Origin of the sequence: Curtobacterium sp. MCBA15_005, assembly GCF_001864855.1 — a bacterium.
Classification (GTDB): Bacteria; Actinomycetota; Actinomycetes; order Actinomycetales; family Microbacteriaceae; genus Curtobacterium; species Curtobacterium flaccumfaciens.
The window spans coordinates 1-24,723 of sequence record NZ_MJGL01000007.1 but is presented as its reverse complement, the minus strand read 5'-3'; the positions used below and the strand labels follow the sequence as shown (position 1 = coordinate 24,723).

Sequence of the window (24,723 nt, the reverse complement as noted above, 5' to 3'; positions counted from 1 at the left end):
CGGGTGGCGTTTGTGAAGGGCGTGTTACAGACCGGAACCGGCTCTTGCGATTGTTGAACAATGCGGTCCAGACTGTCCCGCATGTTCGTCCTCATCGGCGTCGCTGTCGTCATCGTCGGCTTCGCGTTGCGCATCAACGCGCTCCTCGTCGTCACGGTCGCGGGCATCGTGACCGCGGCCATCGGCGGGATCGGTCCCGTCGGCATCCTCGACGCGTTCGGCAACGGGTTCGCCTCGAGCCGGTCCGTCACGACCTTCGCGCTCGTCCTGCCCGTCATCGGTCTGATCGAGCGCTACGGCCTGCAGGACCAGGCGAAGCGCCTGATCGCGAAGCTCGACAAGCTCACGACCGGTCGCCTGCTCGCCGGCTACCTGGTGATCCGGCAGGTGACCGCTGCGGTCGGCCTGACCAGCATCGGTGGGCCGGCGCAGACGGTGCGCCCGCTGGTCTACCCGATGGCCGAGGGTGCGGCGACCAAGAAGTACGGGCGGATCGACGACCGCATGCGCGAGAAGATCAAGGGCTACTCGGCGTCGTCGGACACCGTCGGTGTGTTCTTCGGCGAGGACGTCTTCGTCGCGGTCGGCTCGATCCTGCTCATCACGACGTTCGTCGACTCGACCTACGGGCTGTCGCTCGAGCCGATCGACCTGGCCCTGTGGGCGATCCCGACGGGCATCGCGGCGCTCATCGTGCACGGCGGACGCCTGCTGCTGTTCGACCGCCGACTCGACAAGATGGCGGCGGACGCCCGTGCCGACGCCCCGACCCTGGGGGCAGCAGCGTGATCACCAGCGAATGGCTCTACTGGCTCATCGGCGCGTTCTTCATCGCCGTCGCCGTCCTGATCGTCACCGACACCGCGCACGCGAAGCGCCTGGGCAACGCGGCGTTCTGGGGCATCCTCGGGCTGTCGTTCTTCTACGGCACCTTCGTCGCCGCCGGCACCGTGCCGGCCTGGACGCTCGGGATCGCCGTCCTCGTGATGGTCGCGCTCGCCGGACTCGGCTTCACCGGCACGACGAGCCGCACCCGGGTCGCGAGCATCCCCGGCGCGGGCACGGGTGCCGAGACCGGCCCCGCCGAACCCACCGGCGTGACGCAGAAGATCACGAACGCCGGCAGCGGAAGCACGAGTGTGCTCGCCACCACCAGTCCGGACGAGCGCGCCGCCTTCGCGACGAAGTACGGCAACCGGCTCTTCATCCCGGCCCTCGTGGTGCCGGTGGTCGCCGTGCTGGTCGCGACGCTCGGCCCCCTCGTCTCGTTCGGTGGCGAACCGCTCCTCGCCGAGGGCAGTGCGACCCTGACCGGTCTGGGCATCGGCTCGGTGCTCGCCGTGGTCGTGGCCGTGTTCGTCCTGCGCCCGCCGAAGATCGCCACCCCGATCCGCGAGGGCGGTCGCCTGCTGCAGGCGATCGGCTGGGCGGCGCTGCTGCCGCAGATGCTCTCGACGCTCGGCATCGTCTTCACCCAGGCCGGGGTCGGTGATGCCGTCGGCACGATCATCAAGTCGGTCCTGCCCGACGGCTCGCTGCTCGCCGCCGTGGTCATCTACTGCCTGGGCATGGCCCTGTTCACGATCATCATGGGCAACGCCTTCGCCGCCTTCCCGATCATGACGGCCGCGATCGGCTGGCCCGTGCTGGTGCAGGGCTTCGACGGCAACCCCGCCGCGATCTTCGCGATCGGCATGCTCGCCGGCTTCTGCGGCACGCTCGTCACCCCGATGGCCGCGAACTTCAACCTGGTGCCGGCCGCCCTGCTCGAGATGCGGGACAAGTACGGCCCGATCAAGGCGCAGATCCCCACCGCCGCCATCCTGCTCGTCGTCAACATGGGAGTCATGTACCTTGTCGCATTCTGATGCCGCCCCGATCGACCTGACCCGGGCCGCCTGGGCCGACCGCTTCGCGGCCGTCGCCGCGGACAACACGACCCGCGAGTACCCCTACGCCGCGCACCACGCGACGTCCGGACCGGACGACCGGGCACTGCCCGTCGAGCTCCACCCCGCCTTCGCCACGTCGTACGACTGGCACTCGTCGGTGCACATGCACTGGCTCGCGGCGCGCCTGGTCGCGCACGGCCTGCCCACCGACCTGGAGGCCCGGCTCACCTCGATCCTGCAGGCGCACCTCACGACGGATCACCTGGCGACCGAGGCGGCCTACCTGCGTGGGACGCCGCACTACGAGCGCCCCTACGGCTGGGCCTGGCTCGCGCGGCTCGCCGCCGAGGTGTCGGCGTCCGAGGCACCCGCCGTCCGGGCACTGGCGCCGGGCTTCGCGCCCGTCGTCGACGTCCTCGAAGACCTGGTCGTCCGGTGGATCGACGGCGCCGCGCACCCGGTCCGGCACGGCGTGCACTCGAACTCGGCGTTCGGGCTGCTTCTCGTGCTCGAGGCCGCCCGGTCGCTCGACCGTCCGGCCCTGGCGGCTGCGGTCGAGGGGGCTGCGGAGGACTGGTTCGGCGCGGACGCCGGGTGGCCGTTCGCCTGGGAGCGGAGCGGGCACGACTTCCTGTCCGCGGGCCTCGCCGAAGCCGACCTGATGCGGGCGGTGCTGCCCGCCCCGGAGTTCGCGACGTGGGCGCGCGGCTTCTTCGCCGCGGTGCAGCCGGGCGACGCGATCCTGCGGTCGACGGTGGTCCGTGACGAGAACGACCCGCAGCAGGTGCACCTGTTCGGGCTCGACCTGTCGCGGGCGGGCTCGGCCCGGCGCATCGCGGACGCACTCCGCGCCGACGGTACGGACGACTCCGGCACCGGGATCGCCGACCTGCTCGACGACGCGGCCGATCGGCTGCTGGCCTCCGGGCTCGCGGCGAGCGTGGGCGAGGAGTACTACTCCACCCACTGGCTGGCGAGCTTCGCCTGGGACGCGATGGAGGCCCGGGAGCACGCCGCTCGCTGATCGATCGTCGGGAGCGCTGGTCGTCTCCGGACACGTCGAGGATCCGGAGGTACCTTCGGGGCCATGAGCGATCCGAAGGACGACGAGACCCTCGACGACTTCCGCGAGGCGCAGGAGACCGACTACGAACCGGAGCCGACCGTGCTCGACCCCGACGACCTGCCGGTGGTCGACGACGCGGACGACGAACTGCTCCCGGACGACGACCGACCGGTGCCGCTCGACACCGACGACGACACGATCTGAGCGATCGTGCCGCCGTCGTGCTGCGGCGTCAGCACCGGCGTTGGCGTCAGCTTCGGTGTCGGTACCCGCTCAGTCGAGCGGGAGGGTCCGCGCGAAGGTGCGGGTGACCGGAGTGGCGGCGAGGAACGGTGCCATCGCCGGAGCGCCCTCCGGCGTCGCGCGCCAGGCCACGTAGGTGTCGTGGTCCTCGGCGGTCGTCCACGACTCGACGACGACCATGCGTGCCGGGTCCTCGTCGTCGACCAGGACCTCGAGCGACTCCAGGCCGTGGAACGACGCGGTCTGTTCGAGCGTCTCGCGGATCGCACCCCGGAGTGCGTCGTCGGGGGCATCGCTCTGGAACTGGACCTCGAGCAGGACGGTCATCGACATGGGGAACCTTTCGTCAGCGGTGTCCAAGCCAACCCCTGACCCCCTGCGCTTGTTCCGGGTCGGTCAGTCGACGATGCGGAACCGGAGCGGATCGCCCGGACGGAGTTGCGCAGCGAGGTCGATCGACGACGGTGTCAGGACCGCGACGACCGGGTAGCCGCCGGTCACCGGGTGGTCGGCGAGGAACAGCACGGGGAAGCCCTCGGGCGGCACCTGCAGTGAACCGGTCTCCACGCCCTCGCTCGGCAGCTCGCGTGCCACGGAGCGGGCGAGCGGCGTCTCGGCCGTGGTGCGGACCCCCACGCGGTCGCTGTCCGCGCTGACGGAGAAGTCCTGACCGGTCAGGGTCGCACGCCACTCCGGGGTGAACCAGTCGTCGCGCGGTCCGGGCACAACGTCGAGCACGACCGGCTCGTCGGGCCACCGTGGCTCGGGCTGCGGCACCGCGTCGACGATCGGCCACGACACCCGGGCGTCACCGACGGGCAGGACGTCACCGGCGGACAGCGGCGGCGGACCGAGGCGCGCGAGGGAGTCCCACGAGCGACTGCCGAGCACCGGGTCGACCGCGAAGCCCCCGAGGACCGCGACGTAGGCGCGCAGGCCGACGGTCGCGGTGCCGATCCGGAGCGTGTCGCCCGGAGCCAGCAGCAGCACCTCGTGTGAGGCCGCCCCGCGGACCGACCCGTCCGCCCGCTCGACCTCGACGGGGCAGGCCGCGCCGGTGGTGGCCGCGGCCACGTACGCGTCGGCGCGCAGCGTGACGGAGCCGAGCAGGGCCTCCAGGACGGCCGCGTCGGGACGGTTGCCGACCAGCCGGTTGGCGAGCGCCGCGGAGCCGCGGTCGGCTGCTCCGGCCGCGCCGAGGCCCATGTCGCTGAAGCCCGGGCGCCCGAGGTCCTGCGTGGTCGCGCCGTAGCCGACCTGCACGACGGTCAGCGCGGTCATGCCGCACCCGCCACGACGAAGCGGACGAGCGTGCCGGCGGGGGCGAGCGCCGGGGGCGTGCGGTCGAGCGACCACATCGGGACGTCGGTGCGGCCGATGAGCTGCCAGCCGCCTGGGGAGGTCCTCGGGTAGACGGCGCTGAACTCACCGGCCACCGCGACGGCCCCGCTCGGGACGGCCGTGCGGGCGGTGCTGCGGCGGGGCAGGTCGAGCGGCCGATCACTGCCGGTGAGGTAGCTGAAGCCGGGTGCGAAGCCGCAGAACGCGCTCGTCCAGAGCTGCCCGGTGTGCCACGCCACGAGTTCGTCCCGCCGCATGCCGGTCAGCTCGGTGACGGTGTCGAGGTCCTCGCCGTCGTAGGTGACGGGGATGACGAGCGGGTCGGCGTCGTGCGCTTCGCGCGTGGCGCTGACCGGGCTGACCGGGCTGACCGGGCTGACCGGGCTGACCTGCGTGAGCTCGGTGCGGAGCCGCCCGGCGTCCGTCGTGGTCGGGTCGAACCGGAGCAGCAGTGTCCGGGCGCCGGAGACGACCTCGGTCAGCCCCGGCAGGGGGACCTGCGCGAGCCCGGCGCGGAAGGCGACGACGTCGGCGAGGGAGTCGAACGTGGCGAGGAGTGCGGTGCCGCTCGCGGAGCGGACCTCCGGACCAGTCACGGTGCGAAGGGCGCGATCGTCACGCCGTGCTCGGTCAGCAGCGCTCGGATGGCACGGGCCATCGCGACCGCGTCGGGGGAGTCGCCGTGGACGCAGACCGAGTCGGCACGCACGGCGATCTCGGACCCGTCGACGGCGGTCGCGACGCCGTCGGTGACCATGCGGAGCACCCGGGCTGCGACCTCGTCCGGGTCGTGCAGCACCGACCCCGACTGCTTCCGTGACACCAGTGAGCCGTCGGGTTCGTAGGCGCGGTCGGCGAAGGACTCGCTCACCGCGCGGAGCCCGTGCCGCTCGGCTGCCAGCAGCAGCTCCGACCCGGGCAGCGCGAGCACCGCGAGGGACGGGTCGACGTCGGCCACGGCACGGACGACGGCTTCGGCCTGCACCGGGTCGGCGCAGGCGGTGTTGTACAGGGCGCCGTGCGGCTTGACGTAGGTGACGGCCGTGCCGGCGACGTGCGCCGTGGTGGCCATCGCGCCGAGCTGGTGGACGACGTCGGCGTACAGCTCGTCGGGGGTGACGTGCACGGGTCGGCGGCCGAACCCGATCAGGTCGCGGTAGGCCACGTGTGCCCCGACCGCCACACCACGCTCGGCGGCGGCGCGGGCGGTGGTGAGCATGATCGTCGGGTCGCCGGCGTGGAACCCGCACGCGACGTTGGCGCTCGAGACGACGTCGAGCATCGCGGCGTCGTCGCCCATGGCCCAGGCGCCGAAGCCCTCGCCCAGGTCGCTGTTCAGGTCGATCGTGGTCACGGGCGCTCCCTGTCTTCGCGGGTTGTTGAACAATCTACCGATCGTCCCGGTCCCTGTCATCCGTTGCCTCCGGGTGGACGGCGGTTTCCGAGGTGCGCCACGTACTGTCCGAGTCCTCAGTACCACCGGCGGCAGTGCTGCCGGATCGATCTCTGCACTGGAGCAGCTCATGACCGACAGTGACAACACGCACGACGCCCCGAAGAACGACTCCGAGGGCACCGAGAAGCCGGGCGGCCTCGGCGACGACAACACCATCCCGAACAATCCCGACGGCCTGGCCGCGGGCCACACGGGTGACGACTCGCACTTCAACCCGGAAGAGGACGGCGAGCACTAGCTGCTCCTTTCCGGCCTGCGGGTCGATGCAGAACGACACCGTCGTTGTCCTCCGACAACGGCGGTGTCGTTCTGCGTCGCCACGCATCCGTCCGCCCCCGACGAAACATGCGTCACAAAACCTTCCGGCACGAGGTTTCCGGTGCTACAGTCCCGATCACCTAGCAGCACTAGGGATTCAGCGGGCGCCGAAGCCCCCTGTGACTCAAGGAGGAGTCATGTCGACACCGACGTCGAAGGAAGAACCCACGCGGGGCATCGCCGGGACCGCGTCCCCAGCGGTCACCGCAGCCGCCGGAGCCACCGCCACGGACGCCGCGGCGTCCCGAGCGTTCTCGGTCGAGGGCATCACGCAGTCCGTCAGCACCGTCCGGGTGGGACGCGGCTACCTCTGGGGCCTCAGCTTCGCCCAGTTCGGCCTGTTCGTCGCCCTGCTCACGCCCGTCTTCGTGAGCATGTCGATCAAGGCGACGGAGCTGAACCCGACGAGCCCCGAGACCGTCGTCGGCTCGGTCCTGCCGTTCGGCGCGCTCGGCGCCCTGTTCGCGAACCCCCTGTTCGGCGCGCTCTCCGACCGCACCCGCACGCGGTGGGGCCGTCGCCGCCCCTGGATGGTCGGCGGTGTCGTCGTCTTCGTCGGTTCCCTCGCCTGGCTCGCGTTCTCGCCCGACGTGCTCCAGCTCACCCTGGCCTGGGTGCTGGCGCAGGTCTCCGCCAACGCCGTCCTGTCCACGCTCACGGCGAGCTTCGCCGACAACGTGCCGGAGTTCCAGCGCGGCAAGGCGTCGAGCGTCATCGCCCTGGCGCAGAACATCGCGATCCTGGCCGGGCTCTACCTGGCCGTGTACCTGGTCGGCAACCTGCCGGTCCTGTTCATCGCACCGGGCGTCCTGGCGATCATCGCGGTCCTCGTCTACTCGTTCGTCGCCCGTGACGACCTGCCGACGACGCCGGTCAAGCCCTTCAGCTGGATCAACCTGATCAGCTCGTTCTGGACGAACCCGATCAAGCACCGCGACTTCGGGCTCGCCTGGTGGGGCCGCTTCCTCATCACCTTCGGCACGTTCATGTTCACGACGTACCGACTCCTCTACATGCAGGACCGCATCGGACTCCCGCAGGCCGAAGCGGTCGGCGCCGTGGCGTTCGGTGTGCTCCTGTACACGATCGCCCTGCTCGTCAGTGCGGCCGTCTCCGGCTGGGTGTCCGACCGGATCCAGCGTCGCAAGGTCTTCGTCTGGGGTTCGACGGCCATGACCGCCGTCGGCCTGGTGATCCTGGCCCACGTCGACAGCGTCGGCGGGTTCTACTTCGCCGAGATCGTCCTCGGTTTCGCCTTCGGCATCTACGCCGCCATCGACACCGCCCTGATCGTCGACGTGCTGCCCGACCCGGAGCGCCCCGGCAAGGACCTCGGTGTCATCAACATCGCGAACGCCCTGCCGCAGTCGCTCGCCCCCGCCGTCGGTCTGTTCCTGCTCGGCATCGGAGGCGGCCAGAACTACACGCTCATGCTCTGGGGTGCCGGCGTCGCCGTCATCCTCGGTGCCCTCGTGATCCTGCCCATCAAGTCGGTCCGGTGACCGACGCGACCGCCTGGAGGCGCGACCTGCGTCCGCGACGCACGCCGCGCCTCCAGGCGGTCACCTCCACCGCAGGTGACCGCTTCAGCGGGCGCCGTGACGGGCAGGGGGCCTGGCTCAGAGCTGCGGTGTGCGCCTGCCGAACAGCGCGTCGAGGAACCGCGAGAACCGCGACTCCGGCTCGTGGGGCGTCTCGATCGAGCGGGTCGGGGAGCGGAACGCCAGGTCGTGCAGCATGTTCCGCTTCGACCCGTCCCAGTTCGCGAACAGGTAGGTCCCGCCGATGAAGGACATGCTCCGGACCGGCGTGCGCTTCCACGAGTCGGCAGCCACGTAGTACCCGGCGTGGCCGGCGCGGATGTGCTGGATCACGGTGTCCACGTCGATGACACCGGTCGGTGTCACGACGGCGGTGATGCCCGTGCGGTCGCGGGCGACGTACTCGATGAGGTGTTCGGTCACGATGGAACTCTTCGTCACGGTGGTGAGGCGCCACGGCAGGGAGCGTGGCGAAGGGGATTCGGAACCGCCGTTGCTTCCGTTTCCAGAGTACGTCCGCGATGGGCGTGCCGTTCCCGGATGTCCGCCGTTCGCAGGCGGATGAGCGTTCAGCGGATGGCGGTCCCGGTGGCCCACTCCGCGATGCGTTCGATCGTGTCGTCGAAGTCCCGCGTGCCGGGTCGGTTGAGGAACGCGTGACGGCTGTCCGGCAGGACGTGTCGTTCGACCTCGCTGCCCGCGGCCTCGAGCTCGTCCGCGAAGCGTTCGCCCGAGGCGCGCATCACGTCCCGCTCGGCGTCGATCACCAGGGTTCGGGGGAACCTGCCGAGGTCGTCGGACGCCGGGTAGACCGCCGTGGGGTGGCCACCCGCGTACGCCCGGTTGCTGAGGTCGAGCAGCAGCGGCGCGTGCGTGAGACGCCGGTGTCCTCGGACGAGTCGCTGCACCGTCCGGTCACGGGGGAGCCGGGCGTGGAAGAACCCGTAGGTCAGCACGAGGCCGGCCAGTGGCGGGGCGGTCGCGACCGCGGACGCCGCCAGGCACGCACCGGCGCTCGCCCCGCCGAGCAGCAGGCCGGACGGTGCCTTGTCGTGCAGGTGGTGGAGGACGGCGAGGATCTCGTCCCGCGCGTGGGGTGCCCGTCGTCGCCCACGTGGTCCACCCCGGCCGAGCCAGGGCAGCCCGGGCAGCGGTCCGAGGCGGTAGTCGACGGTCACGACCGGCAGGCCGCGCTCGGCGAGTGCGCGTGCGACGGCGTCGGACTCCGGCAGGTCGAGGTCGCCCCGGAAGAAGCCGCCGCCGTGCACCCAGACCAGGGTCGGGGTTCCCGTGCCGCCGCTCCGTTCCAGGGGCCGGTAGCGCCTGATGGGGACCGGCCCGTGTGGTCCGTCGATCCGTTCATCGGCGACCTCGATCGTGTCCTGGTGCTTGCCCCGCATGGGAGCAGTGTCGCAGGACGCGGGCGGGAGTCGGGCTCCCGGCACGTCGACAGGTCTCCTTCAGGAGCGTCGTGCGGGACACGGCCCGGTAACGATGCGGGCGACCGCTCGTCGGCGCAGGCAGCGTGGAGGGATGCGCCTGACGAGAACCGCCCTGATCCTGACCGCTGCGACCCTGGCCGCGCTGCTGGCAGGGTGTTCCGGCGCGGACGGAGCGGACGGTGGTGCGGCGACCCCGACCGTGACCGAGACCGTCACCGCCCCGCCGTCCGACGCCGCGAGCACGCAGACGCCGACGCCCACCCCGACTCCGACCCCGACATGTGGCCCGTCGAACGGCGCCGCGGCTGCTGCCGAGGGCATCGCGGCGCTGCCGCTGCCCGCCGGCCTCGAGGATGCGAAGTGGGACGCTGCGAACGCCGACTACTCCGGCTACGACGCCTGCGCGCCGCTGTCCTGGTCCGTGGCCACGCTCGACCGTGCGACCGCCGGGTCGCCGTACGCGATCCTGCTGTTCCACGAAGGCCGGTACCTCGGCACGGCCACTGCCCAGCAGTACGCGTTCGAGCCGACCGTCGAACGACAGAGCGACCGAGCCGTCACGGTGACCTACAGGTTCGCCGAGGCTGGCGAGCCGAACGCAGCGCCCTCGGGTCGCACCACCGCCACCTTCACCTGGGACGACGAGACCGGCCGGGTCGAGATGACGGGCGACACCCCACCCGCTCAGTGACGGTCGGCTGGCGCGGAAGGCACACCGAGTTCCCGCTGCAGCGTGCGGAGGACCCGCACGAGGGTGTCGAGCTTGTCCGGTCCGGCCTCGAACCCGCGTCCGAGGGCAGACCGCGGCTGCACGACCACGTCGTCGCCGTCGGTCGTGCTGATCCAGACGCCGAAGTCGGCACGCTGGCCGCGGGATTCCCTCGTCGCGACGGAGAACCGCCGGATACGCGCCCACGGCAGGTCGAACACCGGCGCGTCCCGTGACGGTGCCCACGCGTGCAGGCCGAACTCGTCGACGGTCCAGACCTCGGGGCGGGGCTTCGCGAAGTCGTCGGAGGTGCGCAGGCCGGACGTCAGCACGGGCAGGTGGAACCGGGGTGCCCGCCCCGCTCCGATGCGCGCGAGCGTCCGGCGGTCGCCTCGCCCGGCGGACAGCGTCGACACGGCCAGCAGCACCCCGAATCCCGTGACCACGATCGGCCACAGCACGAACGACCCCTGCGTCCGGGCACTGTCGATGCCGCGCAGGAAGTCCGGGAACGCGAACTCGGCGACGAGCGCGGCGAGCCCCACCGCCGTGGTGACGACCGCCGCGAGCAGCACCGGCCCCCGCTTCGGCATCTCCCCGTCGCGCAGCCGCTGCACCCACGGCTCATCCGCCCGGATCATCGCTCGGTCCGCGTCCGACCAGGACTCCCGGCGTCCAGCTGGGACCCGAGCTCCCGGCGCAGCGACCGGAGCACCTGCAACACGATGTGGATCTTCGTCGCGCTGGCACCGAAGGGCCGTCCGATCGCCGGCCGCGGCTGCACGGCGAAGCGCCCGACGGCCTCGGTGATGATCCAGATGCCGGTGTCCCTCCGCTGCCCACGGATCTCTGCCGAGGCGAGTTCGAGCGAGTGGATCGCACTCCATGCCAGGTCGAACACCGGTGTCTCCCGCTCCGGCGACCACGCGTGCAGCCCAGCGGCATCGACCGTCCACATCTCGGGCCTCGGCTCGGGGAAGTCGTCGAGGGTGTAGTCGCCCGTGCGCAGGACCGGCAGGTGGAAGCGCGGCGTCGTGCCGTGCCGGCGGATGCTCGCGAGGATCCGTCGGTCACTCCGGCCGCGCATCCGCGACAGGACTGCCGCGACGGGGCCGAGCACGAGCAGGACCACCGAGAACAGCGGCAGGGCGAACGGACGGCGTGCCTCCGAGTGCAGGAAGACGTCGAGGTGCGTGATCGAGAACACGACCCCGGTGCCGCCGGCCACGGTCACGATCGCCAACCCGAGCAAGAACGGCCACCGCTTCGGCATCTCCCCGTCGCGCAGCCGCTGCACCCACCGTTCCCCGGAGTACTCCACCGTGCCATCCTGCCCGTCGCGGTCACCGATCGTCCACGGGCGCGACATGCTGTTCACATGCAGTCCGTCCGTGCCGCCGTACCCGGTGTCGCCCTCGCCGTGGCGATCGGCATCGTCGCCACCCTCGTCGAGCGGGTCGTCCCGGTGGTCGGCGGTCCCGTCCCCGCCGTCCTGATCGGTGCCGTCGTGGGGTGGCTCGTCCGGCGTCGCACCGGTGGCACGCTCGCCGCGCTGGCTCCCGGTGTGCAGTTCTCGTCCAGCCGGGTCCTGCAGTTCGCGGTGGTCCTGCTCGGCGCGCAGCTGTCCATCGGCGAGGTCCTGCGCATCGGCGGTGAGACCCTGCCGGTGATGCTCGCGACGCTCGTCGTCTGCCTGGTGGCCGCGTGGGGGATCGGCCGACTGCTCCGGGTCTCGGGCGCACTCCGCACCCTGATCGGCGTCGGGACCGGCATCTGCGGCGCCTCGGCGATCGCCGCCGTGACACCCGTCATCGGCGCGGTCAGTGCGGACGTCGCCTACGCCATGTCGACGATCTTCCTCTGCAACATCGCGGCCGTCTTCGCCTTCCCGCTGCTCGGGCACGCCCTGGGCCTCAGCCAGCACGCCTTCGGCGTCTTCGCGGGCACCGCCGTGAACGACACGTCGTCCGTCGTCGCCACGGCGACCGTCTACGGCCGCCAGGCGACCGACACCGCGGTCGTCGTGAAGCTGGTGCGCACCCTGATGATCATCCCGATCGTCATCGGGCTGGCCGGACTGGAGGCCCGCCGCGCCTCCCGCGAGCAGCTCGCCCCCGCCTCGGGGCCGGGTCGCGGGTTCCGGGTGTTCCGGTTGGTGCCGTGGTTCCTGATCGGGTTCCTCGTGGTGGTGCTGCTCCGGACCGTCGGGGTCCTGCCCGCGTCCGTGGCACCGGGGTTCGCGACGGCCGCCTCGTTCCTCATCACGGTGGCGCTCGCCGCGATCGGCTGCTCGACGGACTTCGCCGCGCTCCGCCGTGCCGGGTTCCGGCCGATGTTGCTCGGCATCGCGCTCTGGGCCCTGGTGGCGGGGACGAGCCTGGGCATGCAGGCGGCCTTCGGTCTGCTGTAGGGGTTGCCGGGGCCAGCCGTATCGTTTATCGTTGCATCGAAATTCGATGGTATCGATGATCGACAGGGGATGCAGTCATGACCACACCCGTCTACGAACCGCCGCGCGGGCGGAACTCCTACCTGGCCTACGTCGTCTCGTGCGCGATCGGCATCGCGATCGTCGTGTGGCGGTACGTCGACCTGCTCGTCCACTCGATCACCTCGGGCACGGTGGCGGTGCCGATCCGGATCCGTGAGACCAGTGCCGTCCCGCAGCCTCCGGGCGGTGCGATCGTGACGTCCGACCAGCTCGTGCTCCGGGCGCCGATCGCCGACGTGCCGGGTGGTGCGATCGGGTACATCCGCGTCGGCGACGCCCTGGAGGTCCTGCTCGTCAGCGCCCTCATCGCCCTGGTCGCGGCGGTGGCCTGGAAGATCTCGCGCGGCGGACTCTTCGACCGTTCGACCACCCGGATCCTCGACTGGCTCGCCGGCGCGGTGCTGGCTGCCGGGTTCCTGCCGTCGTTCGTCCGCCGCATGGGGTGGAACTGGGTGGTGTCGGGCCTCGGCTGGGACGGGTACCTGCCCACCCCGGTGGTGGACCACCAGTTCCTGCCCGTGTACCTCGGCCTGCTCGTCGTCGTCTGCTTCCGGTTCGCGCTCACCGCCTCGCAGCGGATGGTGCGGGACCAGGCCGGGCTGGTCTGATGCCCCCGGAACAGGAGGACGGCCACGCGGTCGTCTGTCACCTCGACGACCTGCTCGCCGAGCGGGGGATGACCCTGACCGAACTCGCCGACCGCGTCGGTGTGACGGTCGTCAACCTCTCGGTGCTCAAGAACAACCGGGCTCGCGCGATCCGGTTCTCCACCCTCACCCGACTGTGCGAGGTGCTCGGCTGCCAGCCGGGCGACGTCTTCTCGGTGCGCACGGACTGACGACGGGAGGCCCGCCCGACGTGAGCTGATCTGCTCACCCTGGGCGGGCCTCCTGGCCGTACCTGACGGGCCGGCGGCGTCAGCCGCGCAGCGCCTCCGACAGCTTCACGCGACTGCCGGTGCGGAGCAGGGCGTTCTCGTAGACGCGGGCGCCGATGACCACGACCGCGACGACCGAAGCGGCGACGATGACGAGCGACAGGATCGGCTCCCACCACTCGGCGGTCCCCAGGAAGATCCGCATGGGCATGCCGATCGGGGCGCTGAACGGCACGTACGACATGATGCCGAGGATCGTCGGGTTGTCGTACGCGACGATGATCAGGAAGTACGGGATCATCACGAGCATCATCACCGGGGTGGTGACGCTGCCGACGTCCTCCTGGCGGGACACCAGCACGGCCGCCGCGGCGAACAGCGACGCGAGGAGCACGAACCCGATCGCGAAGAAGCCGATGAACCACAGGATGCTCGGGCCGAGCATCGCGAACATGTTGTCCTGCCCGGTCACCGCCAACGTGACGATGGCGGCGACGGCCACCGCGACGATCTGCGCGAAGGCCATGATGCTGTTGCCGAGCACCTTGCCGGCGAGCAGCGCCCGGGCCGGGATCGCGGACATCAGGATCTCGACCACCCGGGTCGACTTCTCCTCGACGACGCTCTGCGCGATCGACTGGCCGAACGTCACCGCCGACGCGAAGTACACGACGCCGAACGCGATGGCGATGAGGTAGACGAGGCCACCCGGCAGTGCGTCCGGGTCGAGCAACTCGATGCGCGGGGTGACGCTCAACGCCGAGACGACCTCGGACGGGGCTTCGTCGAGCCCGACGACCTTGTAGCCGAGCGGGTCGTCCGACGGCACGATCGCCGCGTCGACGTCGCCCTTGGTCACGAGCCGTTCGGCGTCGGCGACCGATGCCGACTCCGTGACGTCGAGCCCACCGGTGGTCGGCAGCGAGACGCCGTCGACGACCGCGACCGGGGTGGTGTCGTCGGCGGTGGTCTTGCCCACGATCCCGCCGACGACGATCGACGCGACGACCATGCCGATCAGGATGAGCGCCGAGACCAAGAAGGCCTTGCTACGGATGCGTGCCTGGATCTCACGTGCGGAGACGAGCCGCACGGCCTGCACGAAGGAGTTGTTCATCGGACGACCTCCCGGAAGACCTCGCTGAGCCGCGGCACCCGCGGCGAGAACGACCCGACGGTGCCGTGCTGGACGGCACGCTGCAGGACACGCTGGGCGGTGGCGGCGTCGGCCTCGAAGACCGCGTACCCGCCGTCGAACTCCCGTACGGCCACACCCGGCTCGTCGCGGAGCCAGGCGACGTCCCCGTCGACCAGCAGCTCCCACGCGGCGGGCCCGGCCTGCTTGCGGAGCTCCTCCTGCGGACCGGCGGCGCGGATCGTGCCACCGGCGATGACGACGACGTCGTCGCACAGCCGCTCGACCACGTCGAGCTGGTGGCTCGAGAACAGCACCGGGACGCCCCGGGCCGCGGTCTCGCGCAGGACGCCGAGCACGGTGTCGACGGCCATCGGGTCGAGGCCCGAGAACGGCTCGTCGAGCACGAGCACCTCGGGGTCGTGTGCCAGCGCCGCGGCGATCTGCACGCGCTGCTGGTTGCCGAGCGAGAGCTTCTCGACGGGGTCGCCGGCGTGTGCGGTGAGTTCGAGGCGTTCGAGCAGCTCGCCGGTGCGGGTCGTCGCCGCGCGCTTGTCGACGCCGTGCAACCGGGCCAGGTAGGTGATCTGCTCGGCCACCGGCATCTTCGGGTACAGGCCGCGTTCCTCGGGCATGTAGCCGAAGCGGCGGCGGTCGGCGGGGCGGACAGCGGTGCCGTCGATCGAGACCGTGCCGGCGTCGGCCTGGAGCACGCCGAGCATGATGCGCATGGTGGTGGTCTTGCCGGCACCGTTGCCGCCGACGAAGCCGGTGAGGCGGCCGCTGCCGACCGTGAACCCCACGTCGTCGAGCACCCGGCGGTCGCCGAAGTGCTTGGTCACCCCTTCGATGGTGAGCATGTCGTTCCCCTTCGTCGCGACGCTGGTCGTCGCTGCGTCCGACGCTATTGGCCGGGAGGCACGCCCCGCCTCCGCCGCCAGGCGGGACTTGGTCAGGTGGTCGGCTCCACCGCGTGGGGGAGGAACGCGCGTCGGCCCGGCTCGGTCAGCCGGCGACGCCGTGCTCGAACGCCCAGACGACGGCCTGGATCCGGTCGCGCAGTGCGAGCTTCTGCAGCACGTTCGACACGTGGGTCTTCACGGTGGCGTCGCCGACGTAGAGCTCGGCGGCGATCTCCGCGTTGCTCAGGCCTCGGGCGAGGAGTCGCAGCACCTCGGTCTCCCGCTCGGTGAGCCCGGCGGCGGCGAGCGCGTCCTCGCCCGTCGTGGCAGGTGCTGCGGTCGTGGTGGTCGCCGAGGGCTGGGCCGCAGCGGACGCCGTCGCCCGGCTGATCACCCGGCGTGTGACGTCCGGCGCGAGCAGGGCGTCCCCGGCTGCGACGGTCCGGACCGCGTCGATCAGCCGCTCGGGGGAGGCGTTCTTCAGCAGGAACCCGCTCGCTCCCGCCTCGAGCGCCTGGAACAGTGCGTCGTCGCTGTCGAACGTCGTGAGGATGAGCACCGCCGGCGGGTCCGGCAGTGCCGCGATCCGTCGCGCGGCCTCGAGCCCGTCGACGCCCGGCATCTGCACGTCGAGGCAGACCACGTCGGGACGGAGCTCCTGCACGGCCTCGATCGCCCCGGCGCCGTCCGCGGCCTCGCCGACCACGCGGAACCCGGGCTCGGACTCCAGGATCACGCGGAACCCGGCGCGGACGAGCTCCTGGTCGTCCGCGAGCACGATCGTCAGGTCGGGCGTTCCGTTCACGTCGTCGGCAGCCATGCCCGCACCAGGTAGCCTCCTCGGGCTCGTGGCCCGATCTCGATCCGTCCGTCCACGGCGGCGACGCGTTCCCGCATCCCGACGTGTCCGAGTCCGCTGCCGGAGGTGCTCCGGGCGGCACGGGCACCGAGCCCGTCGTCCGTGACCTCCACCTCGACGCCGTCGTCCAGGTACCGCAGTCGGACGTCGGCGCGGGCGGTCGGGCCGGCGTGCTTGAGGATGTTCGTCACCGCTTCCTGCACGATCCGGTACGCCACCGCGGCCACGGTCGGCGGCACCGGGCGCTCGTCGCCCACGACGACGTACTCGGCGGGGTGGCCCGCCACCCGGGCGGACTGGGCCAGCTCGGCGATCCGCGTGATGCCCTCGGTGCTCGGGCCGTCGCCACCGGCCGCCCCCAGGCCGTCCGCGTCGTCGTCGGAGCGCAGGGTGCCGAGCATCCGCCGGAGTTCCTCCACCGCGGTGCGGGCGCTCTCCTCGACCACCCCGAGCGAGGCGGTGGCCTGCGCGGGGTCGCGGTCGATCACGCGCCGTGCAGCACCCGCCTGCACGCCCATCAGCGAGACGTGGTGGGCGACGACGTCGTGCAGCTCGCGGGCGATCCGTACCCGCTCGATCGTGACGGCCTGTGCCGCGGACCGCTCCCGCTCGGCGGCGAGTTCGGCGGTGCGTTCGGCGAGCTCGTGTCGTGCGACCGCGGAGGCCCAGGCGCGGTTGCCGGCGTACCAGGCGGCGCCGAAGTAGATCACGTTGATGACGATGTTGAGCAGCGAGATCGCGACGTAGGGCGCCACAGGGGAGTCAGTGTCGTTCGGCAGAGCGTTCGGTGACGCCCACCCGAACGAGATCGCGACGAACAACCACGCGAACATGCCGCCGATGACGACCCAGCGCACCGCTTCGGCCCGCACCCGGTCGGAACACCACGCACCCACCGTGTACAGCGCGATGAAGAGCGTGAAGTTGACGAGGAAGACCTCGGGCACCTGGAGCAGCTGCGTCGCGGCGAAGGCCACGGCCGACACCAGGGCCACCGATATCGGGAACCGTCGGCGGAACGCGATCGGCGCCGCGTTCGCGACGATCATCAGCGCCGAGACCCACCACTCGGCCTGGTCGTCACCGTACGTACCGGCCGACCCGTACAGGAACGTCGTGACGGCGAGCCCGCCGGCCAGCACCACGGCGAGCACCGTGTCCTGCCGGTACTCGTGCCGCCCCACCGGCAGTCGCGACCACTCCGCCGTCGTCCCCATGCAGGAAACGCTACTGGGTGCGCTCGACCAGGAGTAGCCTCCCGCCAACGAGCAGGGGAGACGCCATGCAGTTCCTCGTCAACGTCATCGACGACGGCCAGGCCGCCGCCGTCGGCAACACGTACTCCGCGACCGACGCCGAAGCCGCCGCGGTCGACGCCTTCAACCAACGGATGGCCGACGCGATCGTGTTCGCCGCCGGGGTCTCCGCACCGGCAGACGCCACCGTGGTCGACGCCCGCGGGGGCGCGGTCGACACGACGAACCGGCCCGACCCCGACGAGTACGTCGCCGGGTTCTGGGTCATGGACCTCCCGGACGCCGAGACGGCTGCCCGGGTGGCGCACCAGGCGTCGCAGGCGTGCAACCGGAAGATCGAGCTCCGCCCGCTGCTCTGACGGCACGGACTCCACCCGGCCGACGGAGCACCGCGGGGACGGCGCTCGCCGCGGTCACGACCGCCCCGACCGCGAACGTCGCGACGAACCCGGTCGCACCGACGAGCGCTCCGGCAGCCGCGGCGCCGACGGCCTGCCCGAGCACGAGTGCGACGAACAGCATCGACGTGCCCGCCGACGAGCGCTCGGCATCGATCTCGGTCGTCCACGCGATCAGCGCCCCGGTCGCCGCCGTGTAGCCCCAGCCGAACACGGCACACGCCAGCAGTGCCGCGACCGTCGACTGCGGCGCTGCCCCCAGCACCACGACGGCGACGGCGACCGACCCCGCCGTGACCGCCCAGAGTGTCCGGGCGCGCAGTCCGTTCGTCCAACGCGCGGTGACCACGACGGCCGCTCCGCCGATCCCGAGCGCGATCCAGGCCGACACCGAGACGGCGACCGATGCGCCGGCCTCCACCAGCGCCGAACGTCCGTAGGTCCAGACGACGGCGGACCCCGCCCCGAACAGCAGCGCCAGCACGAGCACCCCTCGGTGTGCCGCGAACCACCGAGCGCCGGGCAGCGGTGACCGGGACGTAGCAGTCCCGCCGCGGGACACCACGAGCAGCAGGGCTCCGACGGCCAGGGTGAACACCCCGGACACCGCCCAGGCCGTCCGCCAGTCGGGCAGCAGCACGAGTGCGAGCACGCCGGCGCCCACGAGCCCGGGGCCGGTGCCGGCGTTCACGATCGCCTGCGCGCGGCCCTGCAGCGCCTGGGGCACCTGCGCTGCGACGATCCGGACGAGGGCGGGCGACGCGAGTCCGGCGCCCGCCGACGCGACCACGGCGCTGATGCCGAACGCCGGCGCCCCGCCGGCCGTCGCCATGGCGATCGCACCGGCCCCCGCCACCAGGGTCGCGACCGTGACGAGCACGCGGGGCATCCGTGCGGCGAGCAGGAACCCGGCCACCGCGCCGACGCAGTACAGCGCCGAGGCACCCGATGAGACCCACCCGGCGGCGTCTGCCCGGAGCCCCAGGTCGCGCTGCACGTCGGGCAGGAACAGCCCGTACGCCAGGCGCACCAGGCCGTAGGTGGCGGCGATCAGGCCGAGTCCGCTCACCAGGAGCAGTCGATGTCGTAACGAAAACGATCGTTTCACTTTTCAGAGCCTAGGGTGCTCTCATGGTGATGCGCCCAGGGACCGAGCAACGGCTGCTCGACGCCGCCGAGGAGCTCTTCTTCTCACAGGGCATCGCCGCCACCCCGATCGACGCCGTCCTCGAACGGGCCGGGGTCTCGACGGCCACCCTGTACCGCGGTTACGCGAGCAAGGAGTCCCTGGTCGCCGCGGCCCTCACCCGTCGCCACGAGGACTGGATCGCCACCTGGGACCGTGCGGTCGCCGCCGAACGGGACGACCTGGGCCGACTCCTGGCGGTGTTCGACGCCCTCGACGACTACCGCTCGACGCCCACGGGCTCCCGCTGGTGCGCCTTCCTCGGCACCGCCGCCGAGTACGCCGACGCCCCCGCCGAGGTCCGGCAGGTCCTGGACCTCGAGACCACCACCCTGCGCCGGCGGCTCGTGGCACGGGCGGTGCCGGTGGTCGGTCCCGGTGCCGAGGTCCTCGCCGACCAGCTGCTCCTCATCGTCTCCGGTTACCTTGCGATGCGGTTGCGCGACCCCGCGCTCGACACGACGACGGCACGGTCCGTCGCCGCGTCCCTCATCCGGGAACACACCCCAGACGGAACGGCGCCCCCCACATGACCCGATCGCGTGCTGCCACGATCACCCGCCGCTCCCTGCTGATCGGTGGCACGGGCGTCGTCGCCGCGGGAGCCGTGGCCGAGGGGATCAACCTCGGCCTGCTGCCCGGGCGCTCGACCCTGTACCGGGTCCTCGGTCTGGACGGCACCGACGGCACGGTCCCCGACGTCGAGGCGGTCCCCACCGCCTCCGGCACCTTCGTCTCGACCGCTCGGAACGGCCGCACCGTCGGGTGGACGATCGCGGCCCCGGCATCCGACACCCCCTTGCCGGTGGCGGTCGCCCTGCACGGCTACGGCGACGACCACACCTCGTTCTTCGGGCGGAGCCTGGGCTACGACCGGTTCCTCGCGGCGCACGTCGCCGACGGAGGAGCCCCGTTCGCGATCGCCTCGATCGACGGCGGCAACCGCTACTGGCACCCACGAGCCGACGGGGACGACCCCGCCGCGATGGTCGTCGACGAGTTCCTGCCCCTGATCGCCCGCCGCGGCTTCGACACGGACCGCCTCGCCCTGACCGGCTACTCGATGGGTGGCTTCGGGGCCCTCCGGCTCGGTGGAGTCCTCGGCGCCTCGCGCGTCCGGGCCGTCTCGGCCATCAGCCCCGCGCTCTGGAAGTCGGCCGCCGACACCGCTCGCGGCGCCTTCGACGACGCTGCGGACTTCCGCGCGAACACCGTGCTCGGGCGGCAGCGCGCCCTGGACGGTGTCGCCGTCCGCGTCGACTGCGGCAACGGTGACGGGTTCGCGCCGGCGGTGCACGCCTACGTCGACGGCTTCGACACGCCTCCGGCCGGCGGCTTCGCACCCGGCGCCCACACGCACGGCTACTGGCGCCGCCTGGCGCCGCAGCAGCTCGCCTTCCTCGGCCGCCACCTCGGTCACTGACCGGGCCCGCGCCCTGGCCGCGCGTCGAGGCGGACGGGAGGCCCGTGGCGGCCCCGCACCGCGCCTCCAGGCCGTCGGCCGGTCACCGCAACGGCCCGTGCCGCGTGACCAGGCGCGCTCAGGCGCGACCGCGGTTGCGGCGCCGGATCTCCTTCGGAGCCCGCCCGGCCATGAAGGACCGTGCAGGATCGACGAGGAAGCCCTGCCGGAGCGCTTCGCGACCGACGAGCATCCGGAACCCCATCTGGTCCCGGTTGCTCAAGGTGACCTCGGACTCGACGACCTGCCCGGCCAACGCGATCCGCGTGCGGACGACGATGCGCTCCTGGGTGTGCCCGGTCGAGCTGCGGACGATGCGGCGGTCGTGCACGTCGCACTCGATGGTGGAGGCGTCGGCATCGGTGTCCTGCCAGGGGTGCAGCGAGAACCGGACCCGCTCGCCGGGCAGTTCCTCGAGGTCGAAGGCGTGCAACGCGGAGCTCCGTGCGCCGGTGTCGAGCTTCACCTTGATCCACGGCACGCCGAGGTCCGGCAGTCCCGCCCACTCCCGCCACCCGGCGACGACGAGCCCGCTGTCGGAGGACTTCGGAGCTCGGGCCATGTGCCCATCCTGTCGCATGCTCCGTGGCCACGTCCGCATGCTTTGATGGAGCGTCGCCGTCGATCCGACCCAGCGGAGAACCCCTCGATGAAACTCGCCATCCTGTCGCGCGCGCCCCAGGCGTACTCGACCCAGCGCCTCCGCGCAGCGGCACTCGACCGCGGTCACGAGGTCAAGGTGCTCAACACCCTGCGCTTCGCGATCGACCTGTCCGGCGATGATCCGGACCTGCTCTACCGCGGCAAGCTGCTGAGCGACTACGACGCCGTGCTGCCGCGCATCGGCAACTCGATCACCTACTACGGCACCGCCGTCGTGCGCCAGTTCGAGCAGATGGACGTCTACACGCCGAACACGGCGAACGGCATCACGAACTCGCGCGACAAGCTCCGGGCGAACCAGATCCTGTCGCGGCACGACATCGGCATGCCGGCGACGACCTTCGTGGCCGGCCGCAACGACGTGCGCGGGGCGATCGAACGGGTCGGTGGCGCGCCCGTCGTCATCAAGCTCCTCGAGGGCACGCAGGGCATCGGTGTGATCCTGGCACCCGAGGCGAAGGTGGCCGAGTCGATCGTCGAGACCCTGCACTCAACCAAGCAGAACGTCCTGATCCAGCGGTTCATCGCGGAGAGCCGCGGTCGTGACATCCGGGCCCTGGTCGTCGGTGACCGGGTCGTGGCGGCGATGCGCCGGACCGCGTCGGGTGACGAGTTCCGCTCGAACGTGCACCGCGGCGGCACCGTCGAGAAGGTCACGCTCTCGCCCGAGTACGAGGCGGTGGCCGTGCGCTCGGCGCAGATCATGGGCCTCAAGGTCGCCGGCGTCGACATGCTCGAGGGCAACGACGGGCCGCTCGTGATGGAGGTCAACTCCTCGCCAGGACTCGAGGGCGTCGAGCGCGCCACCGGCCTCGACATCGCCGGTGCGATCGTCGATTTCATCGCGAACCAGGTCGCGTTCCCCGAGATCGACGTCCGCCAGCGGCTGTCCGTCTCGACCGGCTACGGCGTCGCCGAGCTCCTCGTGCACACCAACGCCGACCTGGTCGGCAAGACGATCAAGGAGTCCGGGCTCTGGGACCGTGACATCACGGTCCTCACGCTGCACCGCGGCTCGAACGTCATCCCGAACCCACGCAGTGGCGTCGCCCTCGAGCCGGGGGACCGCCTGCTCTGCTTCGGCAAGCTCGAGGAGATGCGGTCGATGATCCCGGAGCGCCGCAAGCGGCGCGCGAAGGTGCGGAAGCTGCCGAAGGAGCCGTTGCAGACCGAGGGCTGAGCGCTCGGGCGCTGCAGCGCCGTGACAGCCGGGAGGCCCGGATCGCGTCCCCTCGTCGGGTACGTGAACCGGGCCTCCAGTCCGCAGTCCGGGGCTCAGTCGCCGCGCACGTCGCCTTGGCGTCGGCGCGCGAGCAGGCGCAGGACGGCGCCGAGCCCGAGCGCGGTCAGCGCGGCGGCGAGCCAGCCGCCGAGCTCGACGCCGGTGAAGGCGAGCTCACGGTTGGTGGTGGCGGTGCCGGTGGTGTGGGTCCCGTCGGTCTCCGGAGCGGGTGCGGTGCGATCGTCGGTCGTGCCGAGCTGCGTGCCGGTGCCCGGGGTCACGATCACCGGGAACGCGATTCCCGTTCCGGCCCCGTGGTCGTTCTCCGCATCGTCATCGCCTTCGCTCTCGGGGACGAGCGTGACGAGCATGCTCGAGCCCGGTGAGACGTGACCGAAGCGGTCCACGGCGACGACCGACAGCAGGTGTGCTCCCGGCTCCAGGGGAACCGTCGTCCGGAAGGCGAACCGCCCGTCGGAGTCCGCTGTCCCGCGTCCGATCTCGCGGCCGTCGGCGTCGCGGATGACGACCGTCGAGCCGGGCTCGGCGGAGCCCCGGACGATGCCGGTGCCGTCGACGATGTCGTCGAACGCCTCGAGGACGGGTGCCGCCGGGGCCTCGGTGTCGACGTCGACCGTGGTCTTCGTCTGCTCGGAGGTGTTGCCGGCCCTGTCCTGCGCGATGAGTTCGAGGTCGTGCGCCCCGTCCGTGAGCGGCTCGTCGAGGACGATCTCGAAGTCGCCGTTCTCGTCCGCGGTGTCGCGGCCGAGTTCGTTGCCGTCCTCGTCGCGGATGATCACGGTCGAGCCCGGCTCCGCCGTCCCGCTGATCGGGCCCTTGCCGTCAGCGAGGTCGGACGGGCTGGTGACGACTGGTGCCGTGGGCGCTTCGGTGTCGACGTCGACCGTGGTTTCGGTCGGGTTGGACTCGTTGCCGGCGTCGTCCTGGGCGACGAGTTCCAGCTTGTGCTCGCCGTCATCCAGCGGCTCGTCGAGTTCGATCGAGAAGTCGCCGTCGTCGTTGGCTTCGCCGCGGCCGAGTTCGTTGCCGTCCTCGTCGCGGATGATGACCGTGGAGCCGGGCTCGGCGGTGCCGGTGATGGGGCCCTTACCGTCAGCGAGGTCAGAGGGGCTGGTCACGACCGGTGCGGCCGGTGCCTTCGTGTCGACGTCGACGGTGGTCTTCGTCTCTTCGGAGGTGTTGCCGGCCTTGTCTTCGGCGATGAGTTCGAGCTTGTGGTCGCCGTCGTCAAGCGGTTCGTCGAGCTCGATGGCGAAGTCGCCGTCGTCGTTGGCCTCACCGCGGCCGATCTGGTTGCCGTCCTCGTCGCGGATGATCACGGTGGAGCCGGGTTCGGCGGTGCCGCTGATCGGGCCCTTGCCATTGTCGAGGTCGCTGGGGCTGGTCACGACCGGGGCCGTGGGCGCTTCGGTGTCGACGTCGACGGTGGTCTTCGTCTCTTCGGAGTTGTTGCCGGCGTCGTCCTGGGCGATCAGTTCGAGCTTGTGCTCGCCGTCGTCGAGGGGCTCATCGAGTTCGATGGAGAAGTCGCCGTCGTCGTTGGCTTCGCCGCGGCCGAGTTCGCTGCCGTCCTCGTCGCGGATGATCACGATCGAGCCGGGCTCGGCGGTCCCGCTGATGGGTCCCTTGCCATCGGTGAGGTCGGACGGGCTGGTGACGACTGGTGCCGTGGGTGCTTCGGTGTCGACGTCGACCGTGGTCTTCGTCTCTTCGGAGGTATTACCGGCCTTGTCCTGCGCGACCAGTTCGAGCTTGTGGTCGCCATCGGTGAGCGGCTCGTCGAGGACGATGGAGAAGTCGCCGTCGTCGTCGTTGGCTTCGCCGCGGCCGATTTCGTTGCCGTCCTCGTCGCGGATGATCACCGTGGCACCAGGCTCGGCGGTCCCGGTGATGGGTCCCTTGCCATCGGTGAGGTCGGACGGGCTGGTGACGACCGGTGCCGTGGGTGCTTCGGTGTCGACGTCGACCGTGGTCTTCGTCTCTTCGGAGGTATTACCGGCCTTGTCCTGCGCGACCAGTTCGAGCTTGTGGTCGCCATCGGTGAGCGGTTCGTCGAGGACGATGGAGAAGTCGCCGTCGTCGTTGGCTTCGCCGCGGCCGAGTTCGTTGCCGTCTTCGTCACGGATGATGACCGTGGAGCCCGGCTCGGCGGTTCCACTGATGGGGCCGGTCCCGTCAGCAAGGTCGCTGGGGCTGGTGACGACCGGGGTCGTGGGGGCTTCGGTGTCGACGTCGACCGTGGT

29 protein-coding genes are annotated in these 24,723 nt (G+C 71.5%); 14 read left to right on the top strand and 15 right to left on the bottom strand.

Going from position 1 to position 24,723, the window contains the following annotated elements; translation table 11 throughout:
* Positions 1 to 81: 81 nt before the first annotated feature.
* The 4 genes from BIU89_RS05645 (at position 82) to BIU89_RS05630 (ending at position 3,162) form a co-directional block, all read left to right on the top strand.
* Complete coding sequence (locus BIU89_RS05645) at positions 82 to 789, top strand: DUF969 domain-containing protein (RefSeq protein WP_027465970.1); 708 nt, start codon at positions 82 to 84, stop codon at positions 787 to 789.
* Entirely contained in the window at positions 786 to 1,868 is a 1,083-nt protein-coding gene (locus BIU89_RS05640) for a DUF979 domain-containing protein (RefSeq protein ID WP_027465971.1), read from the top strand. Before BIU89_RS05645 ends, BIU89_RS05640 begins: the two co-directional genes overlap by 4 nt.
* Positions 1,855 to 2,916 carry a DUF2891 family protein gene (locus tag BIU89_RS05635; protein WP_254791504.1) on the top strand — a complete coding sequence of 354 codons (1,062 nt, stop codon included), beginning with the start codon at positions 1,855 to 1,857 and terminating at the stop codon, positions 2,914 to 2,916. Before BIU89_RS05640 ends, BIU89_RS05635 begins: the two co-directional genes overlap by 14 nt.
* Positions 2,917 to 2,979: 63 nt before the next feature.
* Positions 2,980 to 3,162 (top strand): hypothetical protein, encoded by a 183-nt coding sequence (locus BIU89_RS05630; RefSeq protein ID WP_027465973.1) that lies wholly within the window; start codon positions 2,980 to 2,982, stop codon positions 3,160 to 3,162.
* Between the two features lie 69 nt (positions 3,163 to 3,231).
* On the opposite strand, the gene BIU89_RS05625 is transcribed toward BIU89_RS05630, so the two are convergent.
* From BIU89_RS05625 to BIU89_RS05610, 4 genes are all read right to left on the bottom strand, one after another.
* On the bottom strand, positions 3,232 to 3,534 hold the full coding sequence (locus tag BIU89_RS05625) for a putative quinol monooxygenase (RefSeq protein WP_071245078.1): 303 nt from the start codon (positions 3,532 to 3,534) through the stop codon (positions 3,232 to 3,234).
* 63 nt (positions 3,535 to 3,597) lie between these two features.
* Positions 3,598 to 4,482 (bottom strand): biotin-dependent carboxyltransferase family protein, encoded by an 885-nt coding sequence (locus BIU89_RS05620; RefSeq protein ID WP_071245077.1) that lies wholly within the window; start codon positions 4,480 to 4,482, stop codon positions 3,598 to 3,600.
* Entirely contained in the window at positions 4,479 to 5,138 is a 660-nt protein-coding gene (locus BIU89_RS05615; RefSeq protein WP_071245076.1) for a 5-oxoprolinase subunit B family protein, read from the bottom strand. Before BIU89_RS05615 ends, BIU89_RS05620 begins: the two co-directional genes overlap by 4 nt.
* Positions 5,135 to 5,896 carry a LamB/YcsF family protein gene (locus BIU89_RS05610; protein ID WP_083404190.1) on the bottom strand — a complete coding sequence of 254 codons (762 nt, stop codon included), beginning with the start codon at positions 5,894 to 5,896 and terminating at the stop codon, positions 5,135 to 5,137. The genes BIU89_RS05615 and BIU89_RS05610 overlap by 4 nt, the downstream gene beginning before the upstream one ends.
* A gap of 169 nt (positions 5,897 to 6,065) precedes the next feature.
* Between BIU89_RS05610 and BIU89_RS18405 the strand changes: the two genes are divergently transcribed.
* Positions 6,066 to 6,236: a hypothetical protein gene (locus BIU89_RS18405; protein ID WP_164941189.1), complete on the top strand. Its 171-nt coding sequence runs from the start codon at positions 6,066 to 6,068 to the stop codon at positions 6,234 to 6,236.
* 217 nt (positions 6,237 to 6,453) lie between these two features.
* Positions 6,454 to 7,818, top strand: a complete 1,365-nt coding sequence (locus BIU89_RS05605) for an MFS transporter (protein WP_071245075.1) — start codon at positions 6,454 to 6,456, stop codon at positions 7,816 to 7,818.
* Between the two features lie 117 nt (positions 7,819 to 7,935).
* Here the strand turns inward: BIU89_RS05605 and BIU89_RS05600 are convergent, their stop codons facing one another.
* Both BIU89_RS05600 and BIU89_RS05595 read right to left on the bottom strand, forming a co-directional pair.
* Positions 7,936 to 8,280 carry a hypothetical protein gene (locus tag BIU89_RS05600; RefSeq protein WP_110864146.1) on the bottom strand — a complete coding sequence of 115 codons (345 nt, stop codon included), beginning with the start codon at positions 8,278 to 8,280 and terminating at the stop codon, positions 7,936 to 7,938.
* Positions 8,281 to 8,426: 146 nt separating this feature from the next.
* On the bottom strand, positions 8,427 to 9,257 hold the full coding sequence (locus tag BIU89_RS05595; RefSeq protein ID WP_071245073.1) for an alpha/beta hydrolase: 831 nt from the start codon (positions 9,255 to 9,257) through the stop codon (positions 8,427 to 8,429).
* Between the two features lie 133 nt (positions 9,258 to 9,390).
* Here BIU89_RS05595 and BIU89_RS05590 point away from each other — a divergent pair, with 133 nt between their 5' ends.
* Entirely contained in the window at positions 9,391 to 9,990 is a 600-nt protein-coding gene (locus BIU89_RS05590; protein ID WP_139178806.1) for an LppP/LprE family lipoprotein, read from the top strand.
* Here BIU89_RS05590 and BIU89_RS05585 read toward each other — a convergent pair.
* Together BIU89_RS05585 and BIU89_RS05580 are read right to left on the bottom strand one after the other, a co-directional pair.
* A complete protein-coding gene (locus BIU89_RS05585) occupies positions 9,984 to 10,649 on the bottom strand; it encodes a hypothetical protein (protein WP_071245071.1) in 666 nt (221 codons plus the stop codon). The genes BIU89_RS05590 and BIU89_RS05585 overlap by 7 nt on opposite strands.
* Entirely contained in the window at positions 10,646 to 11,377 is a 732-nt protein-coding gene (locus BIU89_RS05580; RefSeq protein WP_139178804.1) for a hypothetical protein, read from the bottom strand. Before BIU89_RS05580 ends, BIU89_RS05585 begins: the two co-directional genes overlap by 4 nt.
* A 9-nt stretch (positions 11,378 to 11,386) precedes the next feature.
* Here BIU89_RS05580 and BIU89_RS05575 point away from each other — a divergent pair, with 9 nt between their 5' ends.
* The 3 genes from BIU89_RS05575 (at position 11,387) to BIU89_RS05565 (ending at position 13,337) form a co-directional block, all read left to right on the top strand.
* A complete protein-coding gene (locus tag BIU89_RS05575; protein WP_071245069.1) occupies positions 11,387 to 12,418 on the top strand; it encodes a YeiH family protein in 1,032 nt (343 codons plus the stop codon).
* Positions 12,419 to 12,495: 77 nt separating this feature from the next.
* On the top strand, positions 12,496 to 13,107 hold the full coding sequence (locus BIU89_RS05570; RefSeq protein WP_071245068.1) for a hypothetical protein: 612 nt from the start codon (positions 12,496 to 12,498) through the stop codon (positions 13,105 to 13,107).
* Positions 13,107 to 13,337, top strand: coding sequence for a helix-turn-helix domain-containing protein (locus BIU89_RS05565; RefSeq protein WP_071245067.1), 231 nt, complete (start codon positions 13,107 to 13,109; stop codon positions 13,335 to 13,337). Before BIU89_RS05570 ends, BIU89_RS05565 begins: the two co-directional genes overlap by 1 nt.
* 79 nt (positions 13,338 to 13,416) lie before the next feature.
* Here BIU89_RS05565 and BIU89_RS05560 read toward each other — a convergent pair whose 3' ends face one another.
* The 4 genes from BIU89_RS05560 to BIU89_RS05545 all read right to left on the bottom strand — a co-directional run bounded on the left by BIU89_RS05560 (position 13,417) and on the right by BIU89_RS05545 (position 17,489).
* Entirely contained in the window at positions 13,417 to 14,493 is a 1,077-nt protein-coding gene (locus BIU89_RS05560; protein WP_071245066.1) for an ABC transporter permease, read from the bottom strand.
* A complete protein-coding gene (locus tag BIU89_RS05555) occupies positions 14,490 to 15,371 on the bottom strand; it encodes an ABC transporter ATP-binding protein (protein ID WP_071245065.1) in 882 nt (293 codons plus the stop codon). Before BIU89_RS05555 ends, BIU89_RS05560 begins: the two co-directional genes overlap by 4 nt.
* Before the next feature lie 145 nt (positions 15,372 to 15,516).
* Positions 15,517 to 16,233 (bottom strand): response regulator, encoded by a 717-nt coding sequence (locus BIU89_RS05550; RefSeq protein WP_071245064.1) that lies wholly within the window; start codon positions 16,231 to 16,233, stop codon positions 15,517 to 15,519.
* The gene (locus tag BIU89_RS05545) at positions 16,215 to 17,489 is read right to left on the bottom strand and encodes a sensor histidine kinase (RefSeq protein ID WP_071245063.1); all 1,275 of its coding nucleotides are present in this window, start codon (positions 17,487 to 17,489) and stop codon (positions 16,215 to 16,217) included. The genes BIU89_RS05550 and BIU89_RS05545 overlap by 19 nt, the downstream gene beginning before the upstream one ends.
* A gap of 65 nt (positions 17,490 to 17,554) precedes the next feature.
* Between BIU89_RS05545 and BIU89_RS17655 the strand changes: the two genes are divergently transcribed.
* The gene (locus BIU89_RS17655) at positions 17,555 to 17,887 is read left to right on the top strand and encodes a YciI family protein (protein WP_083404189.1); all 333 of its coding nucleotides are present in this window, start codon (positions 17,555 to 17,557) and stop codon (positions 17,885 to 17,887) included.
* On the opposite strand, the gene BIU89_RS05535 is transcribed toward BIU89_RS17655, so the two are convergent.
* On the bottom strand, positions 17,793 to 18,995 hold the full coding sequence (locus tag BIU89_RS05535) for an MFS transporter (RefSeq protein ID WP_071245061.1): 1,203 nt from the start codon (positions 18,993 to 18,995) through the stop codon (positions 17,793 to 17,795). The two genes, BIU89_RS17655 and BIU89_RS05535, sit on opposite strands and share 95 nt — an antisense overlap.
* A gap of 62 nt (positions 18,996 to 19,057) precedes the next feature.
* On the opposite strand from BIU89_RS05535, the gene BIU89_RS05530 reads away from it, so the two are divergent.
* Positions 19,058 to 19,645, top strand: coding sequence for a TetR/AcrR family transcriptional regulator (locus BIU89_RS05530; RefSeq protein ID WP_071245060.1), 588 nt, complete (start codon positions 19,058 to 19,060; stop codon positions 19,643 to 19,645).
* On the top strand, positions 19,642 to 20,535 hold the full coding sequence (locus tag BIU89_RS05525) for an alpha/beta hydrolase (protein WP_071245059.1): 894 nt from the start codon (positions 19,642 to 19,644) through the stop codon (positions 20,533 to 20,535). The genes BIU89_RS05530 and BIU89_RS05525 overlap by 4 nt, the downstream gene beginning before the upstream one ends.
* A 118-nt stretch (positions 20,536 to 20,653) precedes the next feature.
* Here the strand turns inward: BIU89_RS05525 and BIU89_RS05520 are convergent, their stop codons facing one another.
* Positions 20,654 to 21,136 (bottom strand): ATP-dependent zinc protease family protein, encoded by a 483-nt coding sequence (locus BIU89_RS05520; protein ID WP_027465989.1) that lies wholly within the window; start codon positions 21,134 to 21,136, stop codon positions 20,654 to 20,656.
* A gap of 87 nt (positions 21,137 to 21,223) precedes the next feature.
* Here BIU89_RS05520 and BIU89_RS05515 point away from each other — a divergent pair, with 87 nt between their 5' ends.
* Positions 21,224 to 22,417, top strand: coding sequence for a RimK family alpha-L-glutamate ligase (locus BIU89_RS05515; protein ID WP_027465990.1), 1,194 nt, complete (start codon positions 21,224 to 21,226; stop codon positions 22,415 to 22,417).
* Between the two features lie 95 nt (positions 22,418 to 22,512).
* Here the strand turns inward: BIU89_RS05515 and BIU89_RS05510 are convergent.
* The coding region (locus BIU89_RS05510; protein WP_254791502.1) for an Ig-like domain-containing protein at positions 22,513 to 24,723 on the bottom strand (2,211 nt) is incomplete at its 5' end.